Genomic DNA, 24,995 nt, shown 5'->3' on the forward strand with positions numbered 1-24,995 from the left:
GTTCCTTGTGCGGGGGGGGCTCAGCGCTTCAGCCAGGCCAGGCGGTAGAGCTTCTGGTCGTTCAGGTAGAAGGCGTGGATCGCCTTGCGCACCGCGTCGGAGTTTTGGTAGATGTTCAGGAACTGCGCGATGCGCGGGTCCGCCGCCTTGTCCTTGCGCGCCACGAACTGGATGGCCCAGGAGTCATCCTCATTGCTGGTGTAGGCCAGCCCCCGGGTCGCATCGAACGCCTTCGACGGAATGATGAAATAAGGAAAACCCTGCGCCAAGTCCACGTCCTGCGTGGCGCGCACCAGTTGCGGGCCTTCGATCTCGATGAACTGCAGGTTCTTCGGGTTGGAACGGATGTCGGCCTGCGTGCCGAGCAGCCCGGTGTCCGGGCGCAGCGTGATCAGCCCGGCGTGCTGCAGCAGGCGCAGAGCGCGGCCGATGTTGACGGGGTCGCTGGCGATGGCGACCTTGGCGCCGTTGGGCACGTCGGCCAACGATCTATGTTTGGTGGAATACAGCCCCAGGTACGACAGGATGCCGGGCTGCACGCTGACGAAGTTGAAGCCCTTGCTGCGCACGGCGTTCGCCAGGTAGTTGCTGTTCTGGTAGTAGTTCAGGTCGATGTCGCCCGACTCCAGCGCCACGTTGGGGGTCGTCCAGTCGGTGAACTCCACCACCTGAATGTCCAGTCCCTGGGCCTTGGCCTCCTTGGCGGCCACCTCGACCGAGTCGGCGAAGATGCCCGGCACCACACCGATCTTGAGCGGTGCGGCCAAGGCGCTGCCGGCGAACAGGGCCGCGCCGATGAACGTGGAGAACGTGAAAAGAGCGTGCAGAAAACGGCGTGGCTTCATGATCGTCGCTGGGTTTTGAAGAGAAAAAATCAGATCGCGCCGTGGCGCGGCGGAATGCGGCCGTTGAGGTGGAAATTGCCGATGGCGTGGTACTTCCAGCGCACCGGGTCGTGCAGCGTGTGGGTGCGCGCGTTGCGCCAGAAGCGGTCCAGGCCCTTCTGGCCCGTGGTGGCCGAGGTGCCGCCCAGCTCGAAAAGGCGCGTGCCCGCGTCCAGCGACGCCGTTGTGGTGAGCGCACGCGCCTCGGCCACGGCGATGGAGGCCTCGGCCACGCTCTGCTCGGTGGGGTCGGCCTGGGCCGCATCCACGAAGCGGCCGGCGCGGCGCACCAGGGCCTCGGCCGCGCGCAGCCGCACGGCGGTCTCACCCACCTGCTGGATCAGCAGCGGGTCGTCGGCGGCGCGCTCCACGCGCGCATCGATCCAGGGCCGGGCATGCTCGCGCACGAAGGGCAGCGTGGCCGCGAGGGCCCCCCGCGCCAGCCCCAGGTCGATGGCCGCGTGCAGGATCTGCGCCAGCGGGCCGATCGTGGTGGGTCGCTCGAACGAGGCCAGAAACGGCACCACCCATTCGGCCTCGACCCGCACGTCGTCGAACTGCACCGAGCCGCTGCCCGTCACGCGCTGGCCGAAGCCGTCCCAGTCATCGGTGACGTGCACGCCCTCGGCGGTGCGTGGAACGAAGGCAAGGTAGGTCACGTCGCGCCCGTCTTCCCTCGCCACGACCAGCGTGGGAATCCAGTGCGCATAGAGCGCGCCGGTGCAATAGAACTTGCGCCCCTGCACCCGAAAGCCCTCGCCATCGGGCACCAGGCGGGTGCGGCGCTGGAAGTCCTGGTGGCCGATCTCCGCCAGCGCATTGCCGAAGCGATCGCCTGCCAGCACGCGGCCGTAGAAGAAGCGCTTTTGCGCGTCGGTGCCGCCCACGCGCAGCACCTCCAGCGCGTAGAAATGGTTCTGCGGAATCTGGCCGATGGAGCCATCGGCCGCGCTGACCAGCGCCGTGACCTCGGCCAGCGTGCCGGCCGATACGCCCGGGCCGCCGTACTCGCGCGGCACGGTGATCGACCACAGGCCGCTGGCGACGAAATCGTCCAGCGCGTCCCAGGGCAGCAGGCGCTCGCGGTCACGCTGGGCCGCGCCGGGGGCGATGCGCGCGGCATAGCGCTGCGCGGCGGCAATGGCCTCGGTGTCGGTGGCGATGCGATGCGGCGGCCGGGCCGCAGGCAAGGCCGGGGCGGGCTCCGCCGGCGTGGACGCGGCTGCGAGCGGTTCAATGGATTGCAACAAGGCCATGGGTTCGCTTTCAGTTCCAGGAATGCCGCGCGGGCAAGGCGCCATTCAGGCGGTGGTTGCCGATCAGGTGCAGCTTCCAGCGCACCGGGTCGTGCAGCGTGTGCACGCGGGCGTTGCGCCAGTGGCGGCCCAGGTTGGGCGCGGCGCGCGTGGCGGCCGAGCCGGCCAGTTCGAACAGCTTCTCGCTCGCCTTCAGCGCGATGCGCGTGGTCAGCACCTTGGCCTCGGCCACGGCCACCGAGGCGCGGGCGCTGTCCTCCGCGGTGAGGGTGTCCTGTGCGGCCAGGGCGTCGAACAGCTGGCCGGTCTCGCGCAGCACCTCGCGTGCGGCATGCAGGTCGATCTGCAGGCGCCCCACGTCGGCGATCACGTAGGGGTCGTCGTGCGCGTGCTGCACGCCCGAATCGACCCAGGGCCGGGCGCGCTCGCGCACGAAGCGCTGCGCATCGGCCACGGCCGCTTCGGCAATGCCCTGGTCGATGGAGGCCTGCAGCAGCTGCGAGGTAGGGCCGTAGAGCCCTGGCCGGTCGGCCAGTTGCCACAGCGGCAGCACGTCGTCGGCAGCAACCGGCACGTCGTCGAACACGACAGTTCCGCTGGCGGTGGTGCGCTGGCCGAAGGCGTCCCAGTCATCCACCACGACGACGCCCGGCGTATCGCGCGGCACCCAGGCCTGCACGGCACGGCCCGCGTCGTCGATGGCGCGCACGGGAATGCGGTGCGCGAAGAGCGCGCCCGTGGAATAAAAGCGCTTGCCCGTGAGGCGCAGGCCGTGCGGCGTGGCACGCAGGCGCGTGCCGCTTTGCAGGATGGTGGCCGCGCCGTCCACCTTGCGCTCGGGCCCGGCATTGCCCAGCCGCCGGCCGGCCAGCACCTCGCCGTAGAAGCGCTGCTTCTGCGCCTCGGTGCCGATCTCGCGCAGTACGCCCAGCACGCCGAAATGGTTCTGCGGAATCTGCCCGATGGACGGGTCGGCCGCGTTCAGGATCACGAACACCTCGGCCAGCGTGGTGTAAGAAACCTGCGCGCCGCCGTAGGCGCGGGGCACGGTGATGGCCCCTAAGCCGCTGGCGGACCAGCGTGTGAGTTCATCCCAGGGCAGGCGGCGATCGCGGTCGCGCTCGGAGGCGCCGGGCTCGAATTCAACCACCAGCCGGTGCGCGGCGGCGATGGCTTGCGCATCGGTGGCGATCCGCGCCACGTCGGTAGGAATCTCGGGCAGGTGTTGTTGCAGTGCCGGTCTTGCAGTCATGCCCTGATTGGAGAGCGAGACGGCGCTGCGTGGTGCGAAGGAATCGGCGCATCGATATGCGGGATTCGTTGTGGGGTTGCGCTGCTGAGGGTGCGCGTCGGACAGGTTGCCGCTGATGGGCTTTGTGCCACGTTCGTTGCGGCGCGTCCTTTAGAGGCTGGATGTGCCGTTTGCGGGCGTTCAAGTCATGTCGACATGAAAGACTTCAAAAGTTAGCTCCGTCATTCCCGCCCCACGACCCTGCGGTAAGAGCCAGCAACCAGTGCCAAGCGACGGTCGTTTTTACCGAAATTTGCGTGTTCACTTGTATTGCTGACAGGTATGCAAAATTAACATGTGGCGAGAAAACAGCAACGACGCGGCGTAGTGCAGAATTGAAGATTCTTATGGCTAAACGAGTTCTTGCAAAAGTAAAACCGGAGGTGCTTTCGTGGGCGCGCGAATCCGCGGGCTTTGAGTTGCACGAAGCGGCCACTGCGATCGACATTCAAGAAGCGCGGCTTTCTGAGTGGGAGCTCGGGTTGAGCGCCCCAACAATTCCTCAACTCCGCACATTGGCCACCCTTTACAAGCGGCCGCTCAGCGTGCTCTTTCTGCAGGAAGTGCCTACTGGTTTTCAAGTCCTGAGCGACTTCCGACGTCCGGGTCGCGGCCCCATGCGCTACTCACCAGAACTCACGCAGGAAATTCGGATTGCTCATCAGCGGAGGGAGTTGGCAAAGGAACTGCTTGCCGACATAGGAGAGGACGCCCTTGCGGTTCGGGCACTCCTAGACTTGAAGATGGACCCGGAGGCGGCAGGCAAGGTGGTAAGGGACTTTCTTAAAATATCGGATGCTGCCCTGAATAAATTTGGAGGCGATGCTGAAGGTCGAATCGCGCTCAACTTCTGGCGAGCCGCCATTGAACGGGTCGGAGTACTCGTCTTTCAAGCCACACGGGTCAGTGCAACTGAGGCATCCGGTTTTGCCTTGTCCTATCCAGACCTACCGGTGGTAGTGATCAATCGCAAGGATCCCCCTACGCGAAGACTCTTTTCCTTGCTCCACGAGTTCGCGCACGTCCTTCTGCAACAAAGCGGTGTCTCGGATTTGGAAATTGATATCTCGAAGCCCGTTGTCCAACCTGCTATCGAATTATTCTGCAATGCAGTTGCGGCTGCTTCGCTCATGCCACGCGACGTTCTTCTCCTTGACCCTGTGATTTCGAGCCACGGACGCTCGCACGAATGGACCGATGAGGAGATCGCCTCTATCGCAAAGCGATTTGGTGTTAGCCGCGAGTCATTGATCATTCGCCTAATTACCCTTCAGCGAACCGACTGGCCTTTTTTTCAACGAAAGAGGACGCAGTACCGCATCGAGTACGAAGAACAGAGGCAACGGCAAGCCGCTGCACCCCCGAAGCCAATTCCCCGAAACATGCCTCAGGAGGCGCTTTCGAATTTTGGACGCCCGTTCATTGGGCTAGTGATAGGAAACTACTTTCAGGATCGACTGACCTTGAGCGAGGTATCTGGCTATTTGGGTCTTCGTACTAAGCACGTCGAAAAACTGCAACGCTTGGCTTTCGGGATGTAATGCCGTCGAAACAAATTGCCCGCTATAGCATCGATTCAAGCTCGCTGATTCACGCGTGGTGGCGCGCGTATCCACCCGAGAACTTCGCATCATTTTGGGTACGGCTAGATGAAATGGCTGATGCTGGAATCATCGTCGCCTCTGTTGAAGTCCACAATGAACTCAAGAAGAAGGATGACGATATTCACGAATGGTGCAAAAAGCGATCGCCTAACTTCTGCGTCGAGATTGACGAGAATCAACAGGATCACCTTGCGCATATCCTTGGCACCTATCCACGACTAGTCGACACAGTAAAGGGACGCTCAGAAGGTGACCCGTTTGTCATCGCACTTGCGCGGTCGTTCGAGTCGCCCCTTTGCGTAATTTCGCAAGAAGGGCCGGGCAAGAAGAACAGCCCTAAGATTCCGGACGTCTGCTTAGCCGAGCGCATCCAATGTGTGAACTTGGTCGACTTCATTCGCGCTGAAGCGTGGCGCTTCTAGATTTTTCCGGTGCTGCCTTGATGGGCCGTGTCCACGTAGCCGGCCACGCCGCTCCAGTTACCTCCAAGTCGATGAAGGTCACGCCGCCCGATTCGGTCAGCCGTGGCCCCAGCCGCCGTGGCAGCGAAGACCCGCATGACACACGGCTCAAGCTGCGAGCGCCTGCGCACTCTCCCCAAAGTAGAAGTACCGAATGCCGTCCCGCTCCCGCAGCGCATCCGCCGGCTCCGACAACACCGCCCGCCCCGCATCCAGCACCGTAGCCCGATCCGCATACTGCAGCGCCACCGCAGAGTTCTGTTCGGCCACCAGCAGCGTCAAACCCTCCTCGCGGTTCAGCCGCTTGAGCTGCGCGAAGATCTCCTGCACCACGCGCGGCGCCAGGCCCATCGAGGGCTCATCCAGCACCAGCAGGCGCGGGCGCGACATCAGCGCGCGGCCGATGGCGGTCATCTGCTGCTCGCCGCCGGATGCCAGGCCCGCGGGCGTGCGCCGCTTGTCCCGCAGGCGCGGAAAGAGGGCGTACACCCGCTCCAGGTCGTGCACGATCTCGCCGCGCCGCGCGCTGCGGCCCAGGGCGCCGGTGACCAGGTTGTCTTCCACCGACAGGCTGGGAAAGCAGTGCCGGCCTTCCAGCACCGGCACCAGCCCGGCGCGCACCAGGGTGGCCGGGCTGGCGTGTGCCACGTCCTGCCCGTCGTAGGTGATGCGTCCGGCGGTGACCTGCCCGCGCTCGGCCGGCAGCAGGTGCGACACGGCCTTGAGCGTGGTGGATTTGCCGGCGCCGTTGGCGCCCAGCAGCGCGTGGATCTCGCCGGCGCGCACCTCGAAGCCCACGCCGTGCAGCGCAGCGATGGCGCCCTGGTAGACGGCCTGCACTGCATCGACGGTGAGTAGCGCGGGGGGCGGGCTCGCCATGGCGTTCACTCACCCACTCAGGCCGCGCGGGCCAGGGGTCGCGCCTGCGCCGCATTGGCCGCACCGGTATCGGTCGGCGTCACAGCCACCGCCGTGGGCCGGCCGGGGCCGGCGCCGATCTGCCACACGTAGGGCGGCTCGGTGCCGTTGATGTGCCAGTCGCCCACGATGCGCGCCTTGTAGATCACCGGGTTGTGCGACGCCACGGTGCGCGCGTTGCGCCAGTGCCGGTCCAGCGACTGCGCGCTGCTGGCGGCCGATGCGCCCAGCCCGTTGAAGAACTGGCTGGCGGCGCGCAGCACCAGGTCGGTGAGGGCCACCTGGCCCTGCGCGGATTCCAGCTCGGCCTCGATGTTGGCCTGCTTCTCCTGCTCGGGCGTGCCGTGCCAGTGCGCGTCGTAGGCGCGCTGGGCGGCGAAGGCGGCGCGCACGGCGGTGGCTTCGGCCGCATAGGCGATGGCCGAGACCTCGCCCACCACCTGCTGCACCTGCACGTCCTGCGCCACACTGGGCGCGTTGCCGGTGCTGAAGATGCGCTTGCGGCCGCGCACCTGGGCGGCCGCGTCCCGCGTGATGGCGCGGGCGATGCCGGCCAGCGTGGCCAGGTGGAACAGTTGGTAGAAGGCCGTCTGGTACTTGAAGCGGTCGGCAAAGGCAAAGAGGTTCTCGGCCTCCACCTCGGCGTTCTCGTACACCGAGGTGCCGCTGCCGGTGGTGCGCTGGCCGAAGCCGTCCCAGTCGTCGTGGTGCGTCACGCCGGGCTGGCGCGCGCGCACGGCGGCGATCACGTCCAGGCCGTCCCCGTCGCCCGGGCCGTCGCGGCGGGCGTACAGGTCGATCCAGTCCGCGAAGATGCTGCCGGTGCTGTAGAACTTGCGGCCGTTGACCACCCAGCGCCCGTCCTCCTTTTGCGTCACGCGCGTGATCACGTCGCCGATGGTCACGTTGCCCACTTCGGTCCACGCGTTGCCGGCCAGATCGCCGTCTGCGAAGCGCCGCAACCACACGATGTTGGCCGCGTCGCGCGGGGCGTTGAGGCGGTCTTCGACGAAGGCGAAGTGCCCGCGCAGCGCCTGCACGATGTTGGAGTCAGCCTCGGCCAGTTCCACCAGCAGTTGAAAGAGCTGCGGCAGCGTGGCGCCGTCACCGCCGTGCTCGACGGGCACGCGCAGGGCGCCGAAGCGTGCGTCCTTGAGCCACTGGATGGCGTCATGGCCCAGCTGGCGCTGCTGCTCGCGCTGCAGCGCGGTGGCCTGGATGCGCGCGAAGATGGGGCGGTACTTTGCAGCAATGGCTTCGTAGTCAGGGCCAAGGATGGAAGGGGTGCGATAAAGGTCGGTCATGGCGTCGCTCCTGGTGGGAATGAAAGAAGAAGTTCAGTCGTCGATGCTCTGGCGCACCTTCACGTTCTTTTCCTTGGCATAGGCCAGGGACGACTTTTCGATGATCGGGCGCAGCAGCTTCCAGTCCGGCGCGATCCAGTCGGAGACGACCTTCCACTGCGTGCCGTCCCATTGCTGAAAGGCCACACGGCCGTCGCCTTCGTGGTTGTCCCAGGTCACGTGGATGGAATGGAACAGGCCCTTGGCGCCCAGGGCGGCGGCGCGGGCTTCGTCGATCTTCAGGTTCTCCAGGCCCCAGCGCACTTCGTCGCCGGTGAGGGTGCGCTTGCCGAACTTCGCCTGCGCGATGCGGATGGCTTCGACGTTCAGGATGCCGTTGAGCACGCCCAGGTTGTGATACACGCTGCCGATGCGCTTCTTGTCCTGCAGGTTGCCCTTGCCGGCGTCATACACCGTCTTCACGATGTCCTGCAGCACCGGGTACTGCGTGCCGGGCGCCACCGAGGTGATGGCGACGTAGCCCTTGGCCGCGTCGCCCGCGGGGATCACGTCTTCCTCGGAGTTGGACCAGATGTTGCCCACGATGCGGTCAGCCGGAAAGCCGGTCTTCTGCGCGGTCTTGAGCGCCACCGGGTTCATCACGCCCCAGCCGCGCAGCACCACGAAGTCGGGCTTGGCACGGCGGATGGTCAGCCACTGCGACTGCTGTTCGTTGCCAGGGTGCGGCACCTCGATCTGCTGCACCGTGAAGCCGTACTGCTTGGCCAGCAGCTCGTAGATCGGAATGGTCTCCTTGCCGTAGGGCGAGCCGTGGTACAGCACCACGATCTTCTTGCCCTTGAGTTGGTCGATGCCGCCAGCCTTCGTTCCCAGGTAGTTCACGATGCCCGAGGTCTCGCTGTACGGGTTGACCAGCAGCGGAAAGATGTACTTGAACACGCGCCCGTCGGTCGTGTCGGTGCGGCCATGGTTGATGGTGAGCAGCGGCACCTTGTCGGCCGTCACCCGGTCGATCAGCGCATAGGCGATGCCCACCGACAGCGGGTTCCACGCGGCGATGCCGGGGCGGGTCTTGAGGCGCTCGTACACCTCCACGCCGCGCTCCACCTCGTACTGCGTCTCGCCTTCCTCCCAGGTCAGCTTGACGCCGCCCACGCCGCCGTCGCGCGTGTTGACGAGGTTCAGGTAGTCGATGAAGCCGCCGAAAAAGCCCGTGCCGCCGGCCGCGTAGGGGCCGACGCGGTAGCTCTGCAGCGGGAAGAACTGTTCCTGGGGTTTGGCGGCCTGGGCCTGCGCGGCCTGCAGCCCGGCGAGCGCCAGCGCGGCGGCCAGCAAGGCGGTTTTCAGATGGCGGACGAGGGACATGCGATGCGCTCCTGTGGAGAGAAAGGAAGAGGGGAATGGCGGGGTGCGGGAAAGGAACCGGTCAGGCGCCCTGCGGGGGCGGCGGCCGCGTGCGCTGTAGCCGAGCGACTGCCCGTTCCCACAGCGCCGCCAGGCCGCGCGGCTCGGCGATGAGAAAGCCCACGATGATCGCGCCCAGGGCGATGCGCTGGCACAGCTCCAGCACGCCCGAGTCGAACCACTGGCCCAGCAGCAGGCTGCCCAGGCGCGAGAGCAGCAGCGGGAACACGACGATCAGGGCAGCGCCCAGGAAGGCGCCGCGCAGCGTGGCCAGGCCGCCAATGATGACGATGAAAAGGATCTGGAACGAGCGGTCGAGGTTGAAACCCGCCGGCTCCACCGTGCGCAGGTAGACGAAGCCCCACAGCACCCCCGCCACGCCGATCACGAAGGACGACAGCGCAAAGGCCAGCAGCTTGGCGCGCAGCACCGGCACGCCGATTACGCGGGCGGCCAGCTCGTTGTCGCGCACGGCGATGAAGTGGTGGCCGGTGGGCGTGCGGGTCACGCGCCAGACCAGCGCCGTCAGCACGGCCACCACGGTCAGTGCGAACAGGTAGCGGCCCGTGGGCGCGTCGAAGGCCACGCCCGCCACGGCGATGGGCGGTGCGTCGATCACGCCCGAGGGGTTGTGGTTGCTGAACCAGCCGAATTTCGTCAGGGCCCACTGCACGAAGAACTGCGCCGCCAGGGTCGATACGGCCAGGTAGAAGCCGCGCAGCCGCAGGCTGGGCAGGCCGAACACCACGCCCACCACCGTGGCGGCCACGCCGCCCAGCGCCATGGCCGCCAGCAGCGGCAGGCCCTCGACGCGCAGCTGAAAGTTGTAGGCCGCATAAGCGCCCACGGCCATGAAGGCGGCCGAGCCCAGCGACAGCTGGCCCGCGTAGCCGGTCAGCAGGTTCAGCCCCACGGCGGCCAGCGACAGGGCCAGGAAGGGGATCAGCAGCGCATCGAACACGTAGTCGGTGGCCAGCAGCGGCACCACGCCGTAGGCCAATGCCAGCGCGATGGCGGGCGTGGCCCACAGGGGCCAGAGGGTGCGAGGGGTGCCGGGTTGAAGGGTGGGGGTTGCCATGGCGTCAGGCCCTTTCCACCGGCCGCTGCCCGAACAGGCCACCGGGCCGCACCAGCAGGAACAGCAGCGCGGCGGCGTAGGCGAACCAGCTTTCGATGCCGCCGCCCACGTAGGCGCCCAGGTACACCTCGGCCAGCTTTTCCAGCGCGCCGATGACGAGCCCGCCCACGATGGCGCCCAGGATGGAATCGAACCCGCCCAGCACCAGCACCGGCAACGCTTTCAGCACCACCAGCGACAGCGAGAACTGCACGCCCAGCCGCGCGCCCCACAGCAGCCCGGCCACCAGCGCGATCACGCCCGCCGCGGACCACACGGTGGCCCAGATCACCGGCAGCCGCAGGCCCACGGCCAGCGCGGCGTAGGTGTCGTCGGCCACCGCGCGAAACGCCAGGCCCACGCGGGTGTAGCGAAAGAACGCCGACAGCACTGCGACCATGACTGCCGCCACGCCGGCCGCGAACAGGTCGAACGTGGAGACCAGCACGCCCGCGATCTCGATGGGTGCATCGGAAACGCCCAGCTCCAGCGAATGCACCTGCGTGCCCCACACCAGCTGGGCCACGCCCTCGATCACATACGATAGGCCCAGCGTGGCCATGAACAGCGTGATGGGCGGCTGGTTGACCAGCGGGCGCAGCACCACGCGTTCGATGGCCAGGCCCAGCACCACCATCAGCGCGAAGGTGATGGCCAATGCCAGGGCGAACGGCAATCCTCGCTCCACCAGGCTCACGAAGGTCAGCGCCGCGAACAGCAGTTGCGCACCCTGCGCGAAGTTGAGCACGCCCGAGGTCTTGTAGATCAGCACGAAGCCGATGGCCACCAGCGAATACATCACGCCGGACAGCAGCCCGCCGATCAGCACCTCGGCGAGGAAGGCGAAGTCGAAGCCTTCCATCACGGCGCCTCCGCGGGCGGCGTGGGGGCTGGCTCCTCGTGCGCCACGCCCAGGTAGGCATCGATCACGGCCGGGTCCTCGCGCACCTCGGCCGGTGTGCCGTCGGCGATCTTGCGGCCGTAATCCAACACGGCCACGCGGTCCGACAGGCCCAGCACGATGCCGATGTCGTGCTCGATGAGCACCACCGCCGCGCCGTGCCGGTCGCGCGCGGCGCGGATCAGCGCGGCCATCTCGCTCTTCTCGCCCGCGCTGGTGCCGGCCAGGGGTTCGTCCAGCAGCAAGAGGCGTGGGCGTGCCACCAGCGCGCGCGCCAGCTCCACCCGCTTTTGCAGGCCGTAGGAGAGGCCGCCGGCCAGCCGGTCCTGCACGCTGCCCAGCCCCAGGAAGTCGATGGCTTCGCGCGCCTGTTCGCGCGCATCGCGCCACTCGCGGCGCGCCCGGCCCCAGCCCAGCACCTGCTCGGCAAAGCTGGCCCGGGCCGCATGCACGCGGCCCAGGGCGATGTTGTCGCGCACGGAGAGGCCCTTGAACAGCGCCAGGTTCTGGAAGGTGCGCGCCACGCCCAGGTGCGCCAGCCGGTGTGTGGGCACCTGCGCGAACGACGCGCTGCCGATGTGTACGCGGCCGGCGTCGGGCCGGTACAGGCCGCAGATGATGTTGACCAGCGAACTCTTGCCCGCGCCGTTGGGCCCGATGATGGCCCGCAGCTCGCCCGGGGACACGCGCAGGTCGATGCCGCGCAGCGCGTGCACGCCGCCGAACGACAGGTCGATGCCCTGCAGTTCGAGCGCGGGCGGGGCGGCCGGTGGCAGGGTGCCGCCCGTGGCCGCGCCGGCGCGCTCGGCGCTGCGGCGTGGTGCAGCAGGTACCGTGGCGGGCGGGGCCAGGGTGCCGTCGAACAGGGTGCTGGACATGGTGGTGCGGGGCTTTCCGGGCAAGGCTGCGCCCGGCGCCGCGTCGCGCAGGCGAGCGGCGCAAGGGCGTGGGCGCCAGTGGAGGGTGGGCGGCGGCGGGTGGGGCGTTGTGCCTGTGCGGGTCAGGCGGCCACGGCCTCGGCGGGCTCGCCGATGGCGGCCCCGGCGGGTGCGCCCAGGCCCTGCGCTTCCAGCTCGCGCACCAGCGGCAGCACCTTCTCGCCGAAGTACTCGACCTCTTCGATGAAGTGCAGGAAGCCGGCCAGGATCAGGTCCACGCCCACGGCCTTGAGCGCCACGATGCGCTCGGCGACCTGGCGCGGCGTGCCGATGAGGTTGGTGCGAAAGCCGTCGTTGTATTGCACCAGGTCCTCGAAGGTGGATTTGGCCCAGTTGCCTTCGCCCTCGGGCGAGGATTGGCCGGCCTGCTTGGCCGCGTCGCCGAAGGCGTGCACCGCCTCCACGTGGGCGTGGTCGATGATGTCTTTCAGCACCGCGCGGGCCTCTTGCTCAGTGTCGCGGGCGATGACGAAGGCGTTGATGCCGATGCGCACGCGGTGGCCCGTCTCGGCGGCCTTGGCGCGGATGTCGTCGATCTGCTTTTTCACGCCCTCGGGCGTGTTGCCGTTGGTGAAGTACCAGTCCGACACGCGCGAGGCCATGTCGCGCGCGGCGCGCGAGCTGCCGCCCTGGAAGATCTCCGGGTGGGGTTTTTGCACGGGCTTGGGGCTCAGCGTGTAGTTGTTGAAGCGGTAGAAATCGCCCTTGAAGGTGAAGTTGTCCTGCGTCCAGATGCCCTTGAGCGCGCGGATGAATTCTTCGGACCGCCGATAGCGCTCGTCATGCTCCAGCCAAGGCTCGCCAATCGCCTGGAACTCGCCCTTGAACCAGCCGCTCACCACATTGATGGCGATGCGCCCGGCGCTGATGTGATCGATGGTGGCGATCTGCTTGGCCACCACGGCGGGGCTCCACGGCCCGGGCAGGATGGCGGCCAGCACCTTGAGCTTCGTCGTGGCGTGCAGCAGCGCCTGGCTGAACGACACCGACTCGTGCTGGTACTCGGCGCCGTAGCCGGCCGTGAAGCGGATCTGCGTCAGCGCGTAGTCGAAGCCGGCCCGCTCGGCCGCCTGCGCCAGGCGCTGGTTGTATTCCAGGCTCCAGTCGGTGCGCTGGGCGATGGTGCTGACCACCAGCCCGCCGCTGACGTTGGGCACCCAGTAGGCGAACCGGATGCCTTCGGAAGAGGCGGCGGAAGAAGTCGTGTCGTGGCTCATGGCGATGCTCCTGGACAGGGGAGAGGGAATGGGGTGGTCGGCGGGGTTCAGGCCGCCTGCGCCAGGCGCAGCGCGGGCGTGGCCTGCGGCGCGATGCCGACCAGGGGCGCCGCGCGCTGCACTGCCAGCACGATGCGCTCGCGCAGGGCGGCGCTGGCGATCTCGTAGCCCTGGAAGTCCTGCTCCGAGGCATACACGCCCAGCGGCAGCGTGCGCGCCTGGAAGAAGCTGAACAGCGGGCGCAGCTGGTGGTCGATCACCAGCGCGTGGCGGTCGCTGCCGCCGGTGGCGGCCAGCAGCACGGGCACGTCGATCAGCGCCTCGTGGTGCACGAAGTCGAACAGGTGCTTGAACAGGCCCGTGTACGAGCCGCGATAGACGGGGCTGGCCACGATCAGCAGGTCGGCCGATTCGATGGCGGCCAGCTCCGCTTCGACGGCGGCCGGCAGCTGGCTGCGGTAGAGCGCGCCGCCGATCTGCGGGGCCAGCGGCCCCAGCTCGATGGTGTGCGCCTCGATGGGCAGCACCTCGCTGAGGGCGGCGATCAACTCTTCCACCAGCACCAGCGTGCGCGAGGGGCGCTGCACATTGCCGGAGACTGCCACTACCTTGAATTTGCGCGTCATGGGATCGAACCTTCCTGGGATGCCCGGCGCGACCATCGCGGCGGGGGTATGGAATGGATTGAAGACCCAGCGGCGCGCCAGCGCTGCAAAGGAATCGGCGCATGCTTATGCGGAATCCGTGCGTGCGGGCAAGTGGTTGATTTGCAAGGGAAAACCCGCAATTCGGGCCGAAGGCCGGCGTGGCGGCAGGGCGCAGCCGCTTCGCCCCGGGTGCGGCAGGGTTGCCCGCCCAGCGGCAAATTGCGCAGTTTGCTGCGCAGGTGCTGGCGTGGGAGCAGGCCGCCGGCGTGGATGGCCCACCCGCCCGTGCGTGGGCACGCGCCTGTCGCACCGCCCTGTTGCACCGCCTTGTCGTTTGCTATTATTTATATAGCAACAAGGGCATGTTCCACTAGGGCGTGAAGGCGATAAGACCTCGAACGCCCGCCCGGGATCAGCCGGCGAACACCGCCTGCCACAGCGCCAGCACCGCGTCGCGTTCGGCCTGCAGCGTGGCGGGGTCCACGCGCGTGGGCTGCTCGTTCAGGCGGGCCCGGTGCTGCACCTGGCGCAGCGTGCGGTAGGCCGTGGCGGCGGCGGTGCCCACGCCGTCGGGCAGGAAGCCGGCAGCCTCGGCGCGCTGCAGCAGGGTGATGTTGCCCCGGTTCTCGCGCAGGCTGGGGTGCGTGGCGGACTGCGACAGCACCAGGTACTGCAGGGCGAATTCGACATCCACCATGCCGCCCACGCTGTGCTTGACGTCGAACTGCCCGGCCGGCACCGGGTGGGCTGCGCGCACGCGCTCGCGCATGGTGACGACTTCCTCGCGCAGCGCGGCGGGGTCGCGCGGCGCGGTGATGACGGCCTCGCGCACCGCGTCGAAGCGCTCGCGCAGGTTGCGGCCGCTGCCCGCCGCGGCCTCGCTGCCTTCGGGCAAAGGCGCGAGCGCGCCGGGCGGGGCCATGTCTTCGGTGCCCAGCAGGAAGCGCGCACGCGTCATGGCCTGGTGCTCCCAGGTCCAGGCGGTGTTGCTGCCGCGCCGTTGCTGGTAGTTGGCATAGGCGGTGAAGCTGGTCACCAGCAGGCCGGAGCTGCCGTTGGGCCGCAGGGCCGTGTCGATCTCGAAGAGGTCGCCCTCGGCGGTCTTCACCGTCAGCCAGTTGATGAGCTTGCGCACGAAGGCCGAATACACCTCGGGCGCGCGGTCGTCGTCGTCGTCGAACACGAAGACGATGTCCAGGTCGCTGCCGTAGCCCAGCTCCTTCCCGCCCAGCTTGCCGTAGCCGATGATGGCGAACTGCGGCACCTCGCGGTGGCGGTTCTTCAGGCGGCTCCAGCACCACTGCGCGGTCACGCGCAGCACGCTGTCGGCCAGGGCCGAGAGGTCGTCGGCCACCTGCTCCACGGTGATGCGGCGCTCCACGTCGCGCGCCAGCGTACGGAAGGTGTCGGCATGGTGGGCGCGGCGCAGCAGGTTCAGCAGGGTCTCGTCGTCGTCCTCGCCGGTCGATTGCAGCGAGGCGATGCGCAGCGCCAGTTCGTGCTCGAAGTCCTGCGGCACGAAGCGTTCGGCCAGCAGCGCGTCGCCCGCCAGCTCGTCGATCACGCCGGGGTGCTGCAGCATGTAGCGGGCGGGCCACAGCGCGGCGCCCAGCAGGTGCAGCAGGTGTTCGTGCACCGAGGGGCGCTCCAGCAGCAGCGCCAGGTAGATGTCGCGGCGCAGCAGCGATTCGAGCCAGCCGATCAGCCGCACCACGGCGTCCTCGTTGACCTGGCCGTCGGCCAGCCAGCGCGCGGTGCGCTGCACCAGCCGCAGCAGCCGCTCGCGCGACTCGTCGCTCAACGACTGCACGCGCGGGTGCGTGCGCCATTCGGCCACACGCTCGCGCACGGTGGGGGGCAACTGTTCCAGCACCGCTTCCAGCTCGGGCGCGGCCGGTGCGCCGGCGCGGGGGCCGCCGCAGCCGCCCTTGGTGCATTGCTTCTTGCCGGCACCGCCCAGCAGCGTGTCGAACTCTTGCGCCACCAGTTCGCGGTGCGCATCGAGCTGGTGCAAAAAGGCGCAGCAGCCCAGGCCCAGGGTCTGGGCGATCCAGGCCAGGTCGTCGTCGCGCGTGGGCAGCACATGGGTCTGCTGGTCGTCCAGGTACTGGATGCGGTGTTCGACCTGCCGCAGGAAGGTGTAGGCCGCGGCCAGCGCGTCGGCCGTGTCCTGCGACATGAGGCCGGCGCGGGCCAGCCGCTGCAGGGCCTCCAGCGTGGGGCGGCAGCGCAGTTCGGGAAACTGCCCGCCGCGCACCACCTGCAGCAGTTGCACGATGAACTCGATCTCGCGGATGCCGCCCCGCGAGAGCTTCACGTCGTTGGCGCGCTCGGGGTGGCCGGCGCTGCGCTTGGCCGCATGGTCGCGGATCTGCCGGTGCAGCGAGCGCAGCGCGTCGAACACGCTGTAATCCAGGTAGCGCCGGAAGACGAAAGGCAGCACCACGCCGCGCAGGGCCTGCACCGGCTCGCCGATGACGCTGCTGCGCGGTGCGACCACGCGGCTCTTGAGCCACGCGAAGCGCTCCCATTCGCGGCCATGCACCTGCAGATATTCCTCCAGTGCGGCCAGCGACACGGCCGCAGGGCCCGAGTTGCCGTTGGGCCGCAGCGCCAGGTCGACCCGGAAGACGAAGCCGTGCTCGGTGGTATCACCGATCAGGCCGTAGATGGCCTTGACGGCGTGGCCGAAGTATTCGTGGTTGGAGATGCGGTTGCGGCCCTCGGCGTTGCCGGCGGTCTCGCCGTCGTGTTCGTACACGTAGATCAGGTCGATGTCGCTGGACACGTTCAGCTCGCGCGCCCCCAGCTTGCCCATGCCGATGATCCACAGCTCCACCGGCTGGCCTTCGGGGCCGCGGGGGGCGCCGTGGCGCGCATCCAGTGCTTCCCGGGCCTGCGCGCAGGCCTGGTCCAGCGCCAGTTCGGCCAGCTCGGTGGTCGCCCGCGTGATGTCGGGCAGCGGCGCGCCCTGCTCGCAATCGAGGCGCATCAGCCGTTCCATCACCACCTGCCGCAGGATGCGCAGTGCGGCGCCGGTGTCGTGCCCGCGGGCCCGCAGGTCGGCCAGCGCCTCGGCCATGGTGGCCCGCGTGGGGGCGCCGGGCGGCAGCACGGAAAACTCGTCGGCATAGCGCCGCTGCAGCCGCTGGTGGAAGCGGGAGTGGGATGCCAGCGGGCCGTCGCCGATGGCGTCGGGGGGAATCTCTGGAACGTCAGTGCAAGACAGCGGCATAGCAAGGGCCCAGGGCCTGAAAACCGTACATAACGACACCGTTTGATGCTGAACCCGCACAGCGGGCGCGGGTCATAATTCCCTTCGCATCCCAACCCACCAATGATTGAACAGCCACCGAACCCCTCACGCCTGCTCCGATGCCTGGCAGGTCTTGCGCGGTGGTCCCTGGGCTTGCTCATCGCCTTCTGGCTGCTGGTAGCGGCCGCCTGGGGGGTGCTTCACGGCTGGATTGTGCCGCGTATCGGCGATTTTCGTCCGCAGCTGGAGGCCCATGCCACACGCGCGCTGGGGGTACCGGTGCGCATCGGCTCGCTGTCGGCCCGCTCCGAGGGGCTGGTGCCCACCATCGAGCTGAACGACGTCGCCCTGCTCGACCCCCAGGGCCGCGAGGCCCTGAAGCTGCCGCGCGTGGTGGGATCGCTGTCGCCGCGCTCGGTGCTGCGCATGGGGTTCGAGCAGCTGTACATCGAACGGCCCGAGCTCGATGTGCGCCGCATGGCGGACGGGCGCATCTTCATCGCGGGGCTGGCCTTCCGCCAGAGCGCGGGGGGCGACAGCGCCGGGGCCGACTGGCTGTTCTCGCAAGCCGAAGTGGTGCTGCGCGGCGGCACCGTGCGGCTGACCGACGAAACGGGCCAGGCGCCTGCATTGGCGCTGGGGCAGGTGGACCTGCTGCTGCGCAACCGGGGCTGGCGCCACGGCATGCGGATCGAGGCCACGCCGCCGCCGGAGTGGGGCGACCGGTTCAAGCTCACCGGGCAGTTCCGCCAGCCGTTCCTCACGACGCACGGGGGCTCGTGGCAGCAATGGACTGGGCAGCTGTTCGCCGATTTTTCGCGCGTGGACGTGGCCCGGCTGCGCCACCATGTCCACATCGATGGCGTGCAGGTGGCCGAGGGCCGTGGTGCGCTGCGCGCGTGGATCGACTTCCAGCGCGGGCAGTTCGTCGGCGGCACCGCCGACCTCGCCCTGGCCGGGGTGAACGCCCGCCTGGGCGAGGGCCTGGAGCCGCTGGCGCTGCAGTCCGTCGCGGGCCGGGTGGGCGGTCGGCGCCTGTCCGACGGGTTCGAGTTTTCCACCGAGGGCCTGCAGTTCACCACGCAGGATGCGTTGCGCTGGCCGGGCGGCAATCTCATGGTGCGGCACACCGGCATGCAAAGCGGCCGCGAGCAGGGCGAGCTGCGTGCCGACCGCCTCGACCTGGCCGCGCTGGCGCAGATCGCCAGCCGCCTGCCGCTGGATGCCGCCGTGCATTCCGCCCTGGCCGACTACACGCCGCGCGGGCTGGTGGAGGAGGTCAAGGCCACCTGGCGCGGCCCGCTGCGCCAACTGCAGCAGTACCAGGCGCGCGGCAAGGTGACCGGGCTGGCGGTGGCCGACCAGCCGCGGCCGGAGGGTCTGCCCTCCCATTCGCCGGGTCTGCGCGGTGCGAGTGTGGAGTTCGACGTGTCGCAGTCCGGCGGCAAGGCCACGCTGGCCATGGTGGATGGCGCTTTGGTGCTGCCCAAGGTGTTCGAGGAGGGCACGGTGCCGGTGGACCGCCTGTCCGGCAATGTGCGCTGGCAGATCGATGGCGAGCGCATCGCGGTGCAGGCCAGCGAACTGCAATTTGCCAACACCGATGCACAGGGCGAGGCCCGGCTGAACTGGCATACCGGCGATGCCGAGCGTGCCGGTGCGCGGCCGCGGTTCCCGGGCGTGCTGGACCTGTCCGGCACCCTGAGCCGCGCGGACGGCACGCGCGTGCATCGCTACCTGCCGCTGTCCATTCCGCAGGAAACACGCCATTACGTGCGCGACGCGGTCACCACCGGCACGGCCAGCAACGTGCAGTTCCGCGTGAAGGGCGACCTGCACGACATTCCTTTCAACACCTCTGGGCAGGGCGACTTCCACATCGCCGCGCGCGTGAAGGACGTGACCTATGCCTATGTGCCGCCGCGCCTGCAGCACGCCAACGAGGCGCCCTGGCCCGCGCTCACCGAACTCACCGGCGACTTGATCTTCGACCGCTCCACCATGGCCGTGAAGGGCGCCAGCGGCAGTTTCGCCGGCACGCCGAAGCTGCGCGTGAACAAGGTGGAGGCGCGCATTCCGGACCTGGCGCACACGGTGGTCGCGGTGAACGCCGATGCGCGCGGCCCGCTGGCGGACATGCTGTCGTTCGTCACCACCTCGCCGCTGGCCCGAATCACCGGCAATGCGCTGGACAAGACCACCGCCAACGGCACCGCCGACCTGCAACTGGCGCTGTCGCTGCCCATCAGCCACATCGACCAGTCCAAGGTGCAAGGCAGCGTGACGTTGGCGGGCAACGACGTGCGCATCGCACCCGACGCGCCGGCCATCACCCGCGCCCGCGGGGCCGTGCAGTTCACCGACACGGGCTTTACCTTGGCGGGCATGCAAGGCCGCGCGCTGGGCGGCGACATGCGCCTGGAGGGCGGCATGCGCGCGCTGCCCGCCGGGGCGTTGCCGGTGGAGTCCGCCGTGCAGGTGCGGGCGCAGGGCGTGGCCACGGCCGACGGGCTGCGCCAGGCCTCGCAATGGCCGGGCCTGGCGCAACTGGCACAGCGTGCGAGCGGCAGCACGCCCTACACCCTGGCGCTGGGCGTGCGCCGCGGCACGCCGGAGGTGCAGGTCACCACCACCTTGCAGGGCCTGGCGCTGGACCTGCCGGCCCCCTTGGGCAAGACCGCCGAGGCCTTGATGCCCGTGCGGTTCGAGACGCAACTCACGCGCGAGTCGCTGGCGGCTGCGGCGGGCAACGGCAGCGCCAATGGCCCCGGCACGCCGCCCTTGCATGAGCACATGGCGCTGGACCTGGGCGCGCTGGGTTCGGTGACCTATGTGCGCGATATTTCCTCGGCCACCCAGCCGCGGGTGCTGCGCGGCGCCATCGCGCTGGGCCTGGCGCCCGGCGAGGCCGCGCCCCTGCCCGAACGCGGCGTGGTGGCCAATGTGCAGATCGCCGATCTCGACGCCGATGCCTGGCACGCGGTGCTGCATGGCAGCGGCCCTGTGCCGCCTTCCGCTCTCGTGGCGCCGCCCGCCTCGGCACCGGCTTCGGCGGCACCATCCGGCAGCGCGGCGGGCAATGGGGCCGTCGCGGCCCCTTCTGCCATGCAGGACTACCTGCCAACGCAACTGGCCCTGCGCGCCCGCCAGGTGGACTTCCAGGGCCGCACGCTGCACGGCGTGGTGATGGGCGGCTCGCGCGATGGCAACAACTGGCGCGCCAATGTGGACGCGCAAGAGCTGAACGGCTACGTGGAGTTTCGCCAGGGCGCCGGCAGCGGGGCCGATGCCGCTGCGGGCCGGCTGTTCGCGCGCCTGTCCCGCCTGGCGGTTCCGCAGAGCGACCCCAAGGAAGTGGACGAACTGCTGGCCGAGGAACCAGCGGCCGGCGCCGGCACGCTGCCGTCGCTGGACATCGTGGTGGACGATTTCGAGCTGCGCGGGCGGCGCCTGGGCCGCATCGAGATCGAGGCGCAGAACCGCGGTGGCGATGGCGCGCCGCGCGAGTGGCGGCTGTCCAAGTTCAACATCGTCACGCCCGAAGCCACGCTCACGGCCAACGGCAACTGGGCGCTTTTGGGCGGCGAGGCCGCGGCCGATGCGCGCCGGCGCACGGTGATGAACTTCAAGCTCGACATCCGCGACTCGGGCGATCTGCTCACGCGCTTCGGCATGGCCGACGTGGTGCGCCGCGGCAAGGGCCGCATGGAGGGGCAGGTCGCCTGGATGGGTCCGCCGCTCACCCCGGACTACCGCACCATGTCGGGCCAGATGAACGTCAACGTCGAATCGGGCCAGTTCCTCAAGGCCGACCCGGGCCTTGCCAAGCTGCTGGGCGTGCTCAGCCTGCAGTCGCTGCCGCGCCGGCTCACGCTCGATTTCCGCGATGTGTTCAGCGAGGGCTTCGCGTTCGACTTCGTGCGCGGCGACGTGCGCATGGAGCAGGGCGTGGCCACCACCAACAACCTGCAGATGAAGGGCGTGAACGCTGCCGTGCTGATGGAGGGCAGCGCCGACCTGGACCGCGAAACGCAGGACCTGCACGTGGTCGTGGTGCCCGAGATCAACGCCATGACGGCCTCCCTCGTGGCCACGGCCATCAACCCGGTGGTCGGCCTGGGCAGCTTCCTCGCGCAGGTCTTTCTGCGCGGGCCGCTCATCCAGGCGGCGACGCAGGAGTTCCGCATCGACGGCACCTGGACCGATCCGCGCATCGAGCGCGTGCCCCGGCGCAAGCTGGGCAGCGCCGACCCCGCCGTCCGGCCGCCCACGGCCGAGTCCCCCACCGGAGACAAATCATGATGAAAGCCGCCGCATTGCAAATGGTGTCGGGCCTGCACGTGCCCGGCAATCTCGAACAGGCCCGCCACCTGCTGGAGCAGGCCGCCGCCGAGGGGGCCGAGCTGGCCGTGCTGCCCGAATATTTTTGCGCCATGGGCGCGCGCGACACCGACAAGCTCGCACTGCGCGAGCCCTACGGCGAAGGCCCCATCCAGCGCTTTCTGGCCCAGGCGGCCCGGGAGCTGGGCCTGTGGGTGGTGGGCGGCACGCTGCCGCTGCAGTGCGAGAGCGCACACCACGTGCGCAACACCTCGCTGGTGTTCTCGCCCCAGGGGGAATGCGTGGCCCGCTACGACAAGATCCACCTGTTTCGCTTCGACAACGGGCGCGAGCGCTTCGACGAAGCGGCGGTGATCGAGGCGGGCAACACGCCCGTGCGCTTTGACCTGACCGCGCGCGACGGCACCCGCTGGCGCGTGGGCCTGTCGGTCTGCTACGACCTGCGCTTTCCCGAGCTGTACCGCCAGCATGCGCGGGCCGGGGCCGACCTGCTGCTGGTGCCCAGCGCCTTCACGCACACCACGGGCGAGGCCCATTGGGAACTGCTGCTGCGCGCCCGTGCGGTGGAGAACCTCGCCTATGTGCTGGCCCCGGCGCAGGGCGGCCTGCACGAGAACGGCCGCCGCACCTGGGGCCACAGCATGGTGGTCGATCCGTGGGGCGGGGTGCAGGCGCAGGTGGTCGAAGGCCCGGGTATCGCCCTGGGCGTGCTCGACGCGGCGCGGCTGCAGCAGGTGCGCCAGCAATTGCCCGCGCTGGACCACTGCGTTTTGTGACCGACGGCGCGCCGTTCCTGTGGCCGTGGCACCGCTGGCGCAGCGCGTGGAAGCGCTGGTCGCTGTGGGCCCTGCTCGTGCTGCTGGTGGCCGGCATGCTGGTCACCCAGGTGTGGCTGGCCGGCCGCTACGAGGCCAGCGAGGTGCAGAACCGCCTGGACCGCGATGCCGCCGACGCCGTGGCCGACATCCGCCAGGGCTTCGCCCACAACCTGCAGAACCTGCAGGCGCTGCACGGTGGCACGCCGGACCTGGCGAGCTGGGAGTCGCGCGCGGCCGCCTTGCTGAGCGTGCGCCGCGAACTCGTGCGGCTGGAATGGCGCAGCCCCGCGCTGGAGGTGCGGGCCCACGTCGAGACCCCCTACCGCCCCGTGCAGTGGGACGCCGAGATGCGCAGCGGCATGCATTCCAACATCGCGCTGGCATGCGCCAACGCGCGCCGCGTGTCGGGGCCGTCGTACTCCGGCAGCTATTTCCAGCCCCAGGGCGACGGCCGTGGCTCCGAGATGATGGAGCTGTGCCTGCCCCTCATGCAGGATGGCCGCAACGAAGGCTTCGTGGTGGCCACCTACTCGCTGCACAACGTGCTGATCGACCTGGTGGTGCCCAGCCTCAAGCGCGGGCAGGAGGTGTCGTTCACCGAGGCCGATGGCACCCGCCTGGCCATGGTGGGCGCCAGCCGGCGCGGCACGCGCCTGTTCAGCTCGCAGCAGCTGTTCGACCTGCCGGGCGCCACGCTCGTCCTGCGCATGGACAGCTGGCACAGCGCGCCCAGCGTGTTCCCCAATGTGCTCACCGCGCTGGTGACGGCCATGTCGATCGCCCTGGTCACCGTGCTGGTGGTGCTGGTGCGCGACAACCGGCGCCGGCTGCGCGCCGAGCGCGACCTGGGCGACGCACTGGCGTTCCGCAAGGCCATGGAGGACTCCCTGGTGACCGGGCTGCGCGCGCGCGACCTGCAGGGTCGCATCACCTATGTGAACCCGGCCTTCTGCGAGATGGTGGGTTTCACCGCGCAGGAGCTGCTCGGCCAGAGCGCCCCGGTGCCCTACTGGCCGCCCGAGTTCGCCGACGAGTACCGCCAGCGCCAGGCGATCCGCCTGTCCAGCCTGCACCCGCCGCCGCGCGAAGGCTACGAATCCACCTTCATGCGCAAGGACGGCGTGCGGTTTCCGGTGCTCATCTTCGAGGCGCCGCTCATCAACGCGCAGGGCCTGCACACCGGCTGGATGAGCGCGTTCCTGGACGTGAGCGAGCAGCGCCGCGTCGAGGAAATGTCGCGCGCCTCGCAGGAGCGCCTGCAGGCCACCGCGCGGCTGGCCACCGTGGGCGAGATGGCATCGCTGCTGAGCCATGAGCTGAACCAGCCGCTGGCCGCCATCTCCAGCTATGCCTCGGGCTCGCTCAACCTGCTGCCGCCGGGCGGCGGGCCGCCGCAGGAGCCGCTGCACGACGTGCACGTGGCGCTGCAGCGCATCGCGCAGCAGGCCGAGCGCGCGGGCCGCGTGATCCGCAGCGTGCACGACTTCGTGCGGCGGCGCGACCAGTCGCGCGAGGTGGTCTCGGTGCACGACCTGCTGGAGGCCGTGATGCCGCTGATCCGCCTGCAGGCGCGCAAGCTCGAAGTCTTCGTGAAGATATCGGTGGACGCCGACCTGCCCCCGGTGCTGTGCGACCGCACCATGGTCGAGCAGGTGCTGCTGAACCTGGCGCGCAACTCCATGCAGGCCATGGACGACCCCGCCACGCCCCAGCGCATCCTGGAGCTGCGCGTGCGCCGCGCCGCGTCGAATGCGCGCAATGCCTGGCTGGAATTCATGGTCATCGACCGGGGCTGCGGCATCGCGCAGGACGTGGGCGAGAAACTCTTCACCCCCTTCTTCACCACGCGGCCCGAGGGCATGGGCCTCGGCCTGAGCCTGTGCCGCACCGTGGTCGAGCAGCACGGCGGTTTCCTGGGCCACGCGCCCAACGAGCCGCGTGGTACGGTATTCACTTTCACCCTGCCTGCTGCCAGCGCGGACAGCAGCCACCCCTGATGGAACCCGTCTCCAACGCCACCGTTTACATCGTCGATGACGACTCGGGCGTGCGCGAAGCGCTCGCCTGGCTGCTGCGATCGCGCCGCCTGCCCAGCGAGTCCTTCGACAGCGCCGAAGCCTTCGAAGCCATGCTCGACGAGCGGCCGCCTGCGCGCCAGCCCTGCTGCCTGCTGCTGGACGTGCGCATGCCGGGCATGAGCGGCCTGGCGCTGTTCGACCGGCTGGCCGAGCGCCGCCTGATCGACGCGATGCCGGTGATCTTCCTCACCGGCCATGCCGACGTGCCCACCGCCGTGGCCACCGTCAAGCGCGGGGCCTTCGACTTCTGCGAAAAGCCGTTCTCCGATAACCTGCTGGTGGACCGCATCGAGCAGGCCCTGGCCCAGTCCGCACAGCACATGGAACAGGTGCGCCAGCACAGCGACCTGCAGGTGCGGCTGTTGGAGTTGACGGAGCGCGAGCGCGACGTGATGCGCCTCGTGGTTGAGGGACTGCCCAACAAGCTGATCGCCGACCAGCTGGACATCAGCGTGCGCACGGTGGAGGTGCACCGCGCGCGCGTGTTCGACAAGATGCAGGTCAAGTCGGCCGTGGAGCTGGCCAACCTGCTGCGCGCCGCGATCTGATCTGAAAGCCCA

General features: G+C 68.9%; 18 protein-coding genes. 6 read left to right on the plus strand and 12 right to left on the minus strand.

The genetic code is table 11. The annotated features are described in order from the left end of the window. Window positions 1–20 precede the first annotated feature (20 nt). The 3 genes from M5C98_RS00780 to M5C98_RS00790 are packed head-to-tail and all read right to left on the minus strand — an operon-like array spanning window position 21 to window position 3,392. The gene (locus M5C98_RS00780) at window positions 21–845 is read right to left on the minus strand and encodes a MetQ/NlpA family ABC transporter substrate-binding protein (RefSeq protein WP_272550394.1); all 825 of its coding nucleotides are present in this window, start codon (window positions 843–845) and stop codon (window positions 21–23) included. 29 nt (window positions 846–874) lie between these two features. Further along, entirely contained in the window at window positions 875–2,140 is a 1,266-nt protein-coding gene (locus M5C98_RS00785; RefSeq protein ID WP_272550395.1) for an SfnB family sulfur acquisition oxidoreductase, read from the minus strand. A gap of 10 nt (window positions 2,141–2,150) precedes the next feature. After that, a complete protein-coding gene (locus M5C98_RS00790; RefSeq protein ID WP_272550397.1) occupies window positions 2,151–3,392 on the minus strand; it encodes an SfnB family sulfur acquisition oxidoreductase in 1,242 nt (413 codons plus the stop codon). Window positions 3,393–3,778: 386 nt separating this feature from the next. On the opposite strand from M5C98_RS00790, the gene M5C98_RS00795 reads away from it, so the two are divergent. Together M5C98_RS00795 and M5C98_RS00800 are read left to right on the plus strand one after the other, a co-directional pair. After that, the gene (locus M5C98_RS00795; protein WP_272550398.1) at window positions 3,779–4,972 is read left to right on the plus strand and encodes an XRE family transcriptional regulator; all 1,194 of its coding nucleotides are present in this window, start codon (window positions 3,779–3,781) and stop codon (window positions 4,970–4,972) included. Then, window positions 4,972–5,457: a DUF4411 family protein gene (locus tag M5C98_RS00800; RefSeq protein ID WP_272550400.1), complete on the plus strand. Its 486-nt coding sequence runs from the start codon at window positions 4,972–4,974 to the stop codon at window positions 5,455–5,457. Before M5C98_RS00795 ends, M5C98_RS00800 begins: the two co-directional genes overlap by 1 nt. A 147-nt stretch (window positions 5,458–5,604) precedes the next feature. On the opposite strand, the gene M5C98_RS00805 is transcribed toward M5C98_RS00800, so the two are convergent. The 9 genes from M5C98_RS00805 to glnE form a co-directional block, all read right to left on the minus strand. Continuing rightward, window positions 5,605–6,375 carry an ABC transporter ATP-binding protein gene (locus tag M5C98_RS00805; RefSeq protein WP_272550402.1) on the minus strand — a complete coding sequence of 257 codons (771 nt, stop codon included), beginning with the start codon at window positions 6,373–6,375 and terminating at the stop codon, window positions 5,605–5,607. A 17-nt stretch (window positions 6,376–6,392) separates the two neighbouring features. Next, complete coding sequence (locus M5C98_RS00810; protein ID WP_272550403.1) at window positions 6,393–7,718, minus strand: acyl-CoA dehydrogenase family protein; 1,326 nt, start codon at window positions 7,716–7,718, stop codon at window positions 6,393–6,395. 33 nt (window positions 7,719–7,751) lie between these two features. Next, the gene (locus M5C98_RS00815) at window positions 7,752–9,083 is read right to left on the minus strand and encodes an ABC transporter substrate-binding protein (RefSeq protein WP_272550405.1); all 1,332 of its coding nucleotides are present in this window, start codon (window positions 9,081–9,083) and stop codon (window positions 7,752–7,754) included. A 61-nt stretch (window positions 9,084–9,144) separates the two neighbouring features. Further along, on the minus strand, window positions 9,145–10,200 hold the full coding sequence (locus M5C98_RS00820; protein WP_272550406.1) for a branched-chain amino acid ABC transporter permease: 1,056 nt from the start codon (window positions 10,198–10,200) through the stop codon (window positions 9,145–9,147). 4 nt (window positions 10,201–10,204) lie between these two features. Continuing rightward, entirely contained in the window at window positions 10,205–11,101 is an 897-nt protein-coding gene (locus M5C98_RS00825; RefSeq protein ID WP_272550407.1) for a branched-chain amino acid ABC transporter permease, read from the minus strand. Continuing rightward, window positions 11,101–12,018, minus strand: coding sequence for an ABC transporter ATP-binding protein (locus tag M5C98_RS00830; RefSeq protein ID WP_272550408.1), 918 nt, complete (start codon window positions 12,016–12,018; stop codon window positions 11,101–11,103). Before M5C98_RS00830 ends, M5C98_RS00825 begins: the two co-directional genes overlap by 1 nt. 122 nt (window positions 12,019–12,140) lie before the next feature. Beyond that, window positions 12,141–13,295 (minus strand): dimethylsulfone monooxygenase SfnG, encoded by a 1,155-nt coding sequence (gene sfnG, locus M5C98_RS00835; protein ID WP_272550409.1) that lies wholly within the window; start codon window positions 13,293–13,295, stop codon window positions 12,141–12,143. A gap of 47 nt (window positions 13,296–13,342) precedes the next feature. Further along, complete coding sequence (gene msuE / locus M5C98_RS00840) at window positions 13,343–13,921, minus strand: FMN reductase (protein WP_272550411.1); 579 nt, start codon at window positions 13,919–13,921, stop codon at window positions 13,343–13,345. A gap of 433 nt (window positions 13,922–14,354) precedes the next feature. Next, window positions 14,355–17,177, minus strand: a complete 2,823-nt coding sequence (gene glnE / locus M5C98_RS00845; RefSeq protein ID WP_272550412.1) for a bifunctional [glutamate--ammonia ligase]-adenylyl-L-tyrosine phosphorylase/[glutamate--ammonia-ligase] adenylyltransferase — start codon at window positions 17,175–17,177, stop codon at window positions 14,355–14,357. 102 nt (window positions 17,178–17,279) lie between these two features. On the opposite strand from glnE, the gene M5C98_RS00850 reads away from it, so the two are divergent. The 4 genes from M5C98_RS00850 to M5C98_RS00865 are packed head-to-tail and all read left to right on the plus strand — an operon-like array spanning window position 17,280 to window position 24,983. Beyond that, a complete protein-coding gene (locus tag M5C98_RS00850) occupies window positions 17,280–21,500 on the plus strand; it encodes a YhdP family protein (protein ID WP_272550413.1) in 4,221 nt (1,406 codons plus the stop codon). Then, on the plus strand, window positions 21,500–22,315 hold the full coding sequence (locus M5C98_RS00855; RefSeq protein WP_272553405.1) for a carbon-nitrogen hydrolase family protein: 816 nt from the start codon (window positions 21,500–21,502) through the stop codon (window positions 22,313–22,315). The genes M5C98_RS00850 and M5C98_RS00855 overlap by 1 nt, the downstream gene beginning before the upstream one ends. Beyond that, window positions 22,312–24,354 (plus strand): two-component system sensor histidine kinase NtrB, encoded by a 2,043-nt coding sequence (locus tag M5C98_RS00860; RefSeq protein ID WP_272550415.1) that lies wholly within the window; start codon window positions 22,312–22,314, stop codon window positions 24,352–24,354. The genes M5C98_RS00855 and M5C98_RS00860 overlap by 4 nt, the downstream gene beginning before the upstream one ends. Beyond that, window positions 24,354–24,983 (plus strand): response regulator transcription factor, encoded by a 630-nt coding sequence (locus tag M5C98_RS00865; RefSeq protein WP_272550416.1) that lies wholly within the window; start codon window positions 24,354–24,356, stop codon window positions 24,981–24,983. Before M5C98_RS00860 ends, M5C98_RS00865 begins: the two co-directional genes overlap by 1 nt. Window positions 24,984–24,995 lie beyond the last annotated feature (12 nt).

The organism is Acidovorax sp. NCPPB 3576 (assembly GCF_028473605.1).
Taxonomy (GTDB): Bacteria; Pseudomonadota; Gammaproteobacteria; order Burkholderiales; family Burkholderiaceae_C; genus Paracidovorax.

Bases quoted from the DNA above. Each gene is read 5' to 3' on its own strand.
- M5C98_RS00855 (WP_272553405.1), top strand. From the start codon at position 21,500: ATGAAAGCCGCCGCATTGCAAATGGTGTCGGGCCTGCACGTGCCCGGC.
- msuE (WP_272550411.1), bottom strand. From the start codon at position 13,921: ATGACGCGCAAATTCAAGGTAGTGGCAGTCTCCGGCAATGTGCAGCGC.
- M5C98_RS00865 (WP_272550416.1), top strand. From the start codon at position 24,354: ATGGAACCCGTCTCCAACGCCACCGTTTACATCGTCGATGACGACTCG.
- M5C98_RS00800 (WP_272550400.1), top strand. From the start codon at position 4,972: ATGCCGTCGAAACAAATTGCCCGCTATAGCATCGATTCAAGCTCGCTG.
- M5C98_RS00805 (WP_272550402.1), bottom strand. From the start codon at position 6,375: ATGGCGAGCCCGCCCCCCGCGCTACTCACCGTCGATGCAGTGCAGGCC.
- glnE (WP_272550412.1), bottom strand. From the start codon at position 17,177: ATGCCGCTGTCTTGCACTGACGTTCCAGAGATTCCCCCCGACGCCATC.
- M5C98_RS00790 (WP_272550397.1), bottom strand. From the start codon at position 3,392: ATGACTGCAAGACCGGCACTGCAACAACACCTGCCCGAGATTCCTACC.
- M5C98_RS00815 (WP_272550405.1), bottom strand. From the start codon at position 9,083: ATGTCCCTCGTCCGCCATCTGAAAACCGCCTTGCTGGCCGCCGCGCTG.
- M5C98_RS00820 (WP_272550406.1), bottom strand. From the start codon at position 10,200: ATGGCAACCCCCACCCTTCAACCCGGCACCCCTCGCACCCTCTGGCCC.
- M5C98_RS00850 (WP_272550413.1), top strand. From the start codon at position 17,280: ATGATTGAACAGCCACCGAACCCCTCACGCCTGCTCCGATGCCTGGCA.
- M5C98_RS00810 (WP_272550403.1), bottom strand. From the start codon at position 7,718: ATGACCGACCTTTATCGCACCCCTTCCATCCTTGGCCCTGACTACGAA.
- M5C98_RS00785 (WP_272550395.1), bottom strand. From the start codon at position 2,140: ATGGCCTTGTTGCAATCCATTGAACCGCTCGCAGCCGCGTCCACGCCG.
- M5C98_RS00780 (WP_272550394.1), bottom strand. From the start codon at position 845: ATGAAGCCACGCCGTTTTCTGCACGCTCTTTTCACGTTCTCCACGTTC.
- M5C98_RS00825 (WP_272550407.1), bottom strand. From the start codon at position 11,101: ATGGAAGGCTTCGACTTCGCCTTCCTCGCCGAGGTGCTGATCGGCGGG.
- M5C98_RS00795 (WP_272550398.1), top strand. From the start codon at position 3,779: ATGGCTAAACGAGTTCTTGCAAAAGTAAAACCGGAGGTGCTTTCGTGG.
- M5C98_RS00830 (WP_272550408.1), bottom strand. From the start codon at position 12,018: ATGTCCAGCACCCTGTTCGACGGCACCCTGGCCCCGCCCGCCACGGTA.
- sfnG (WP_272550409.1), bottom strand. From the start codon at position 13,295: ATGAGCCACGACACGACTTCTTCCGCCGCCTCTTCCGAAGGCATCCGG.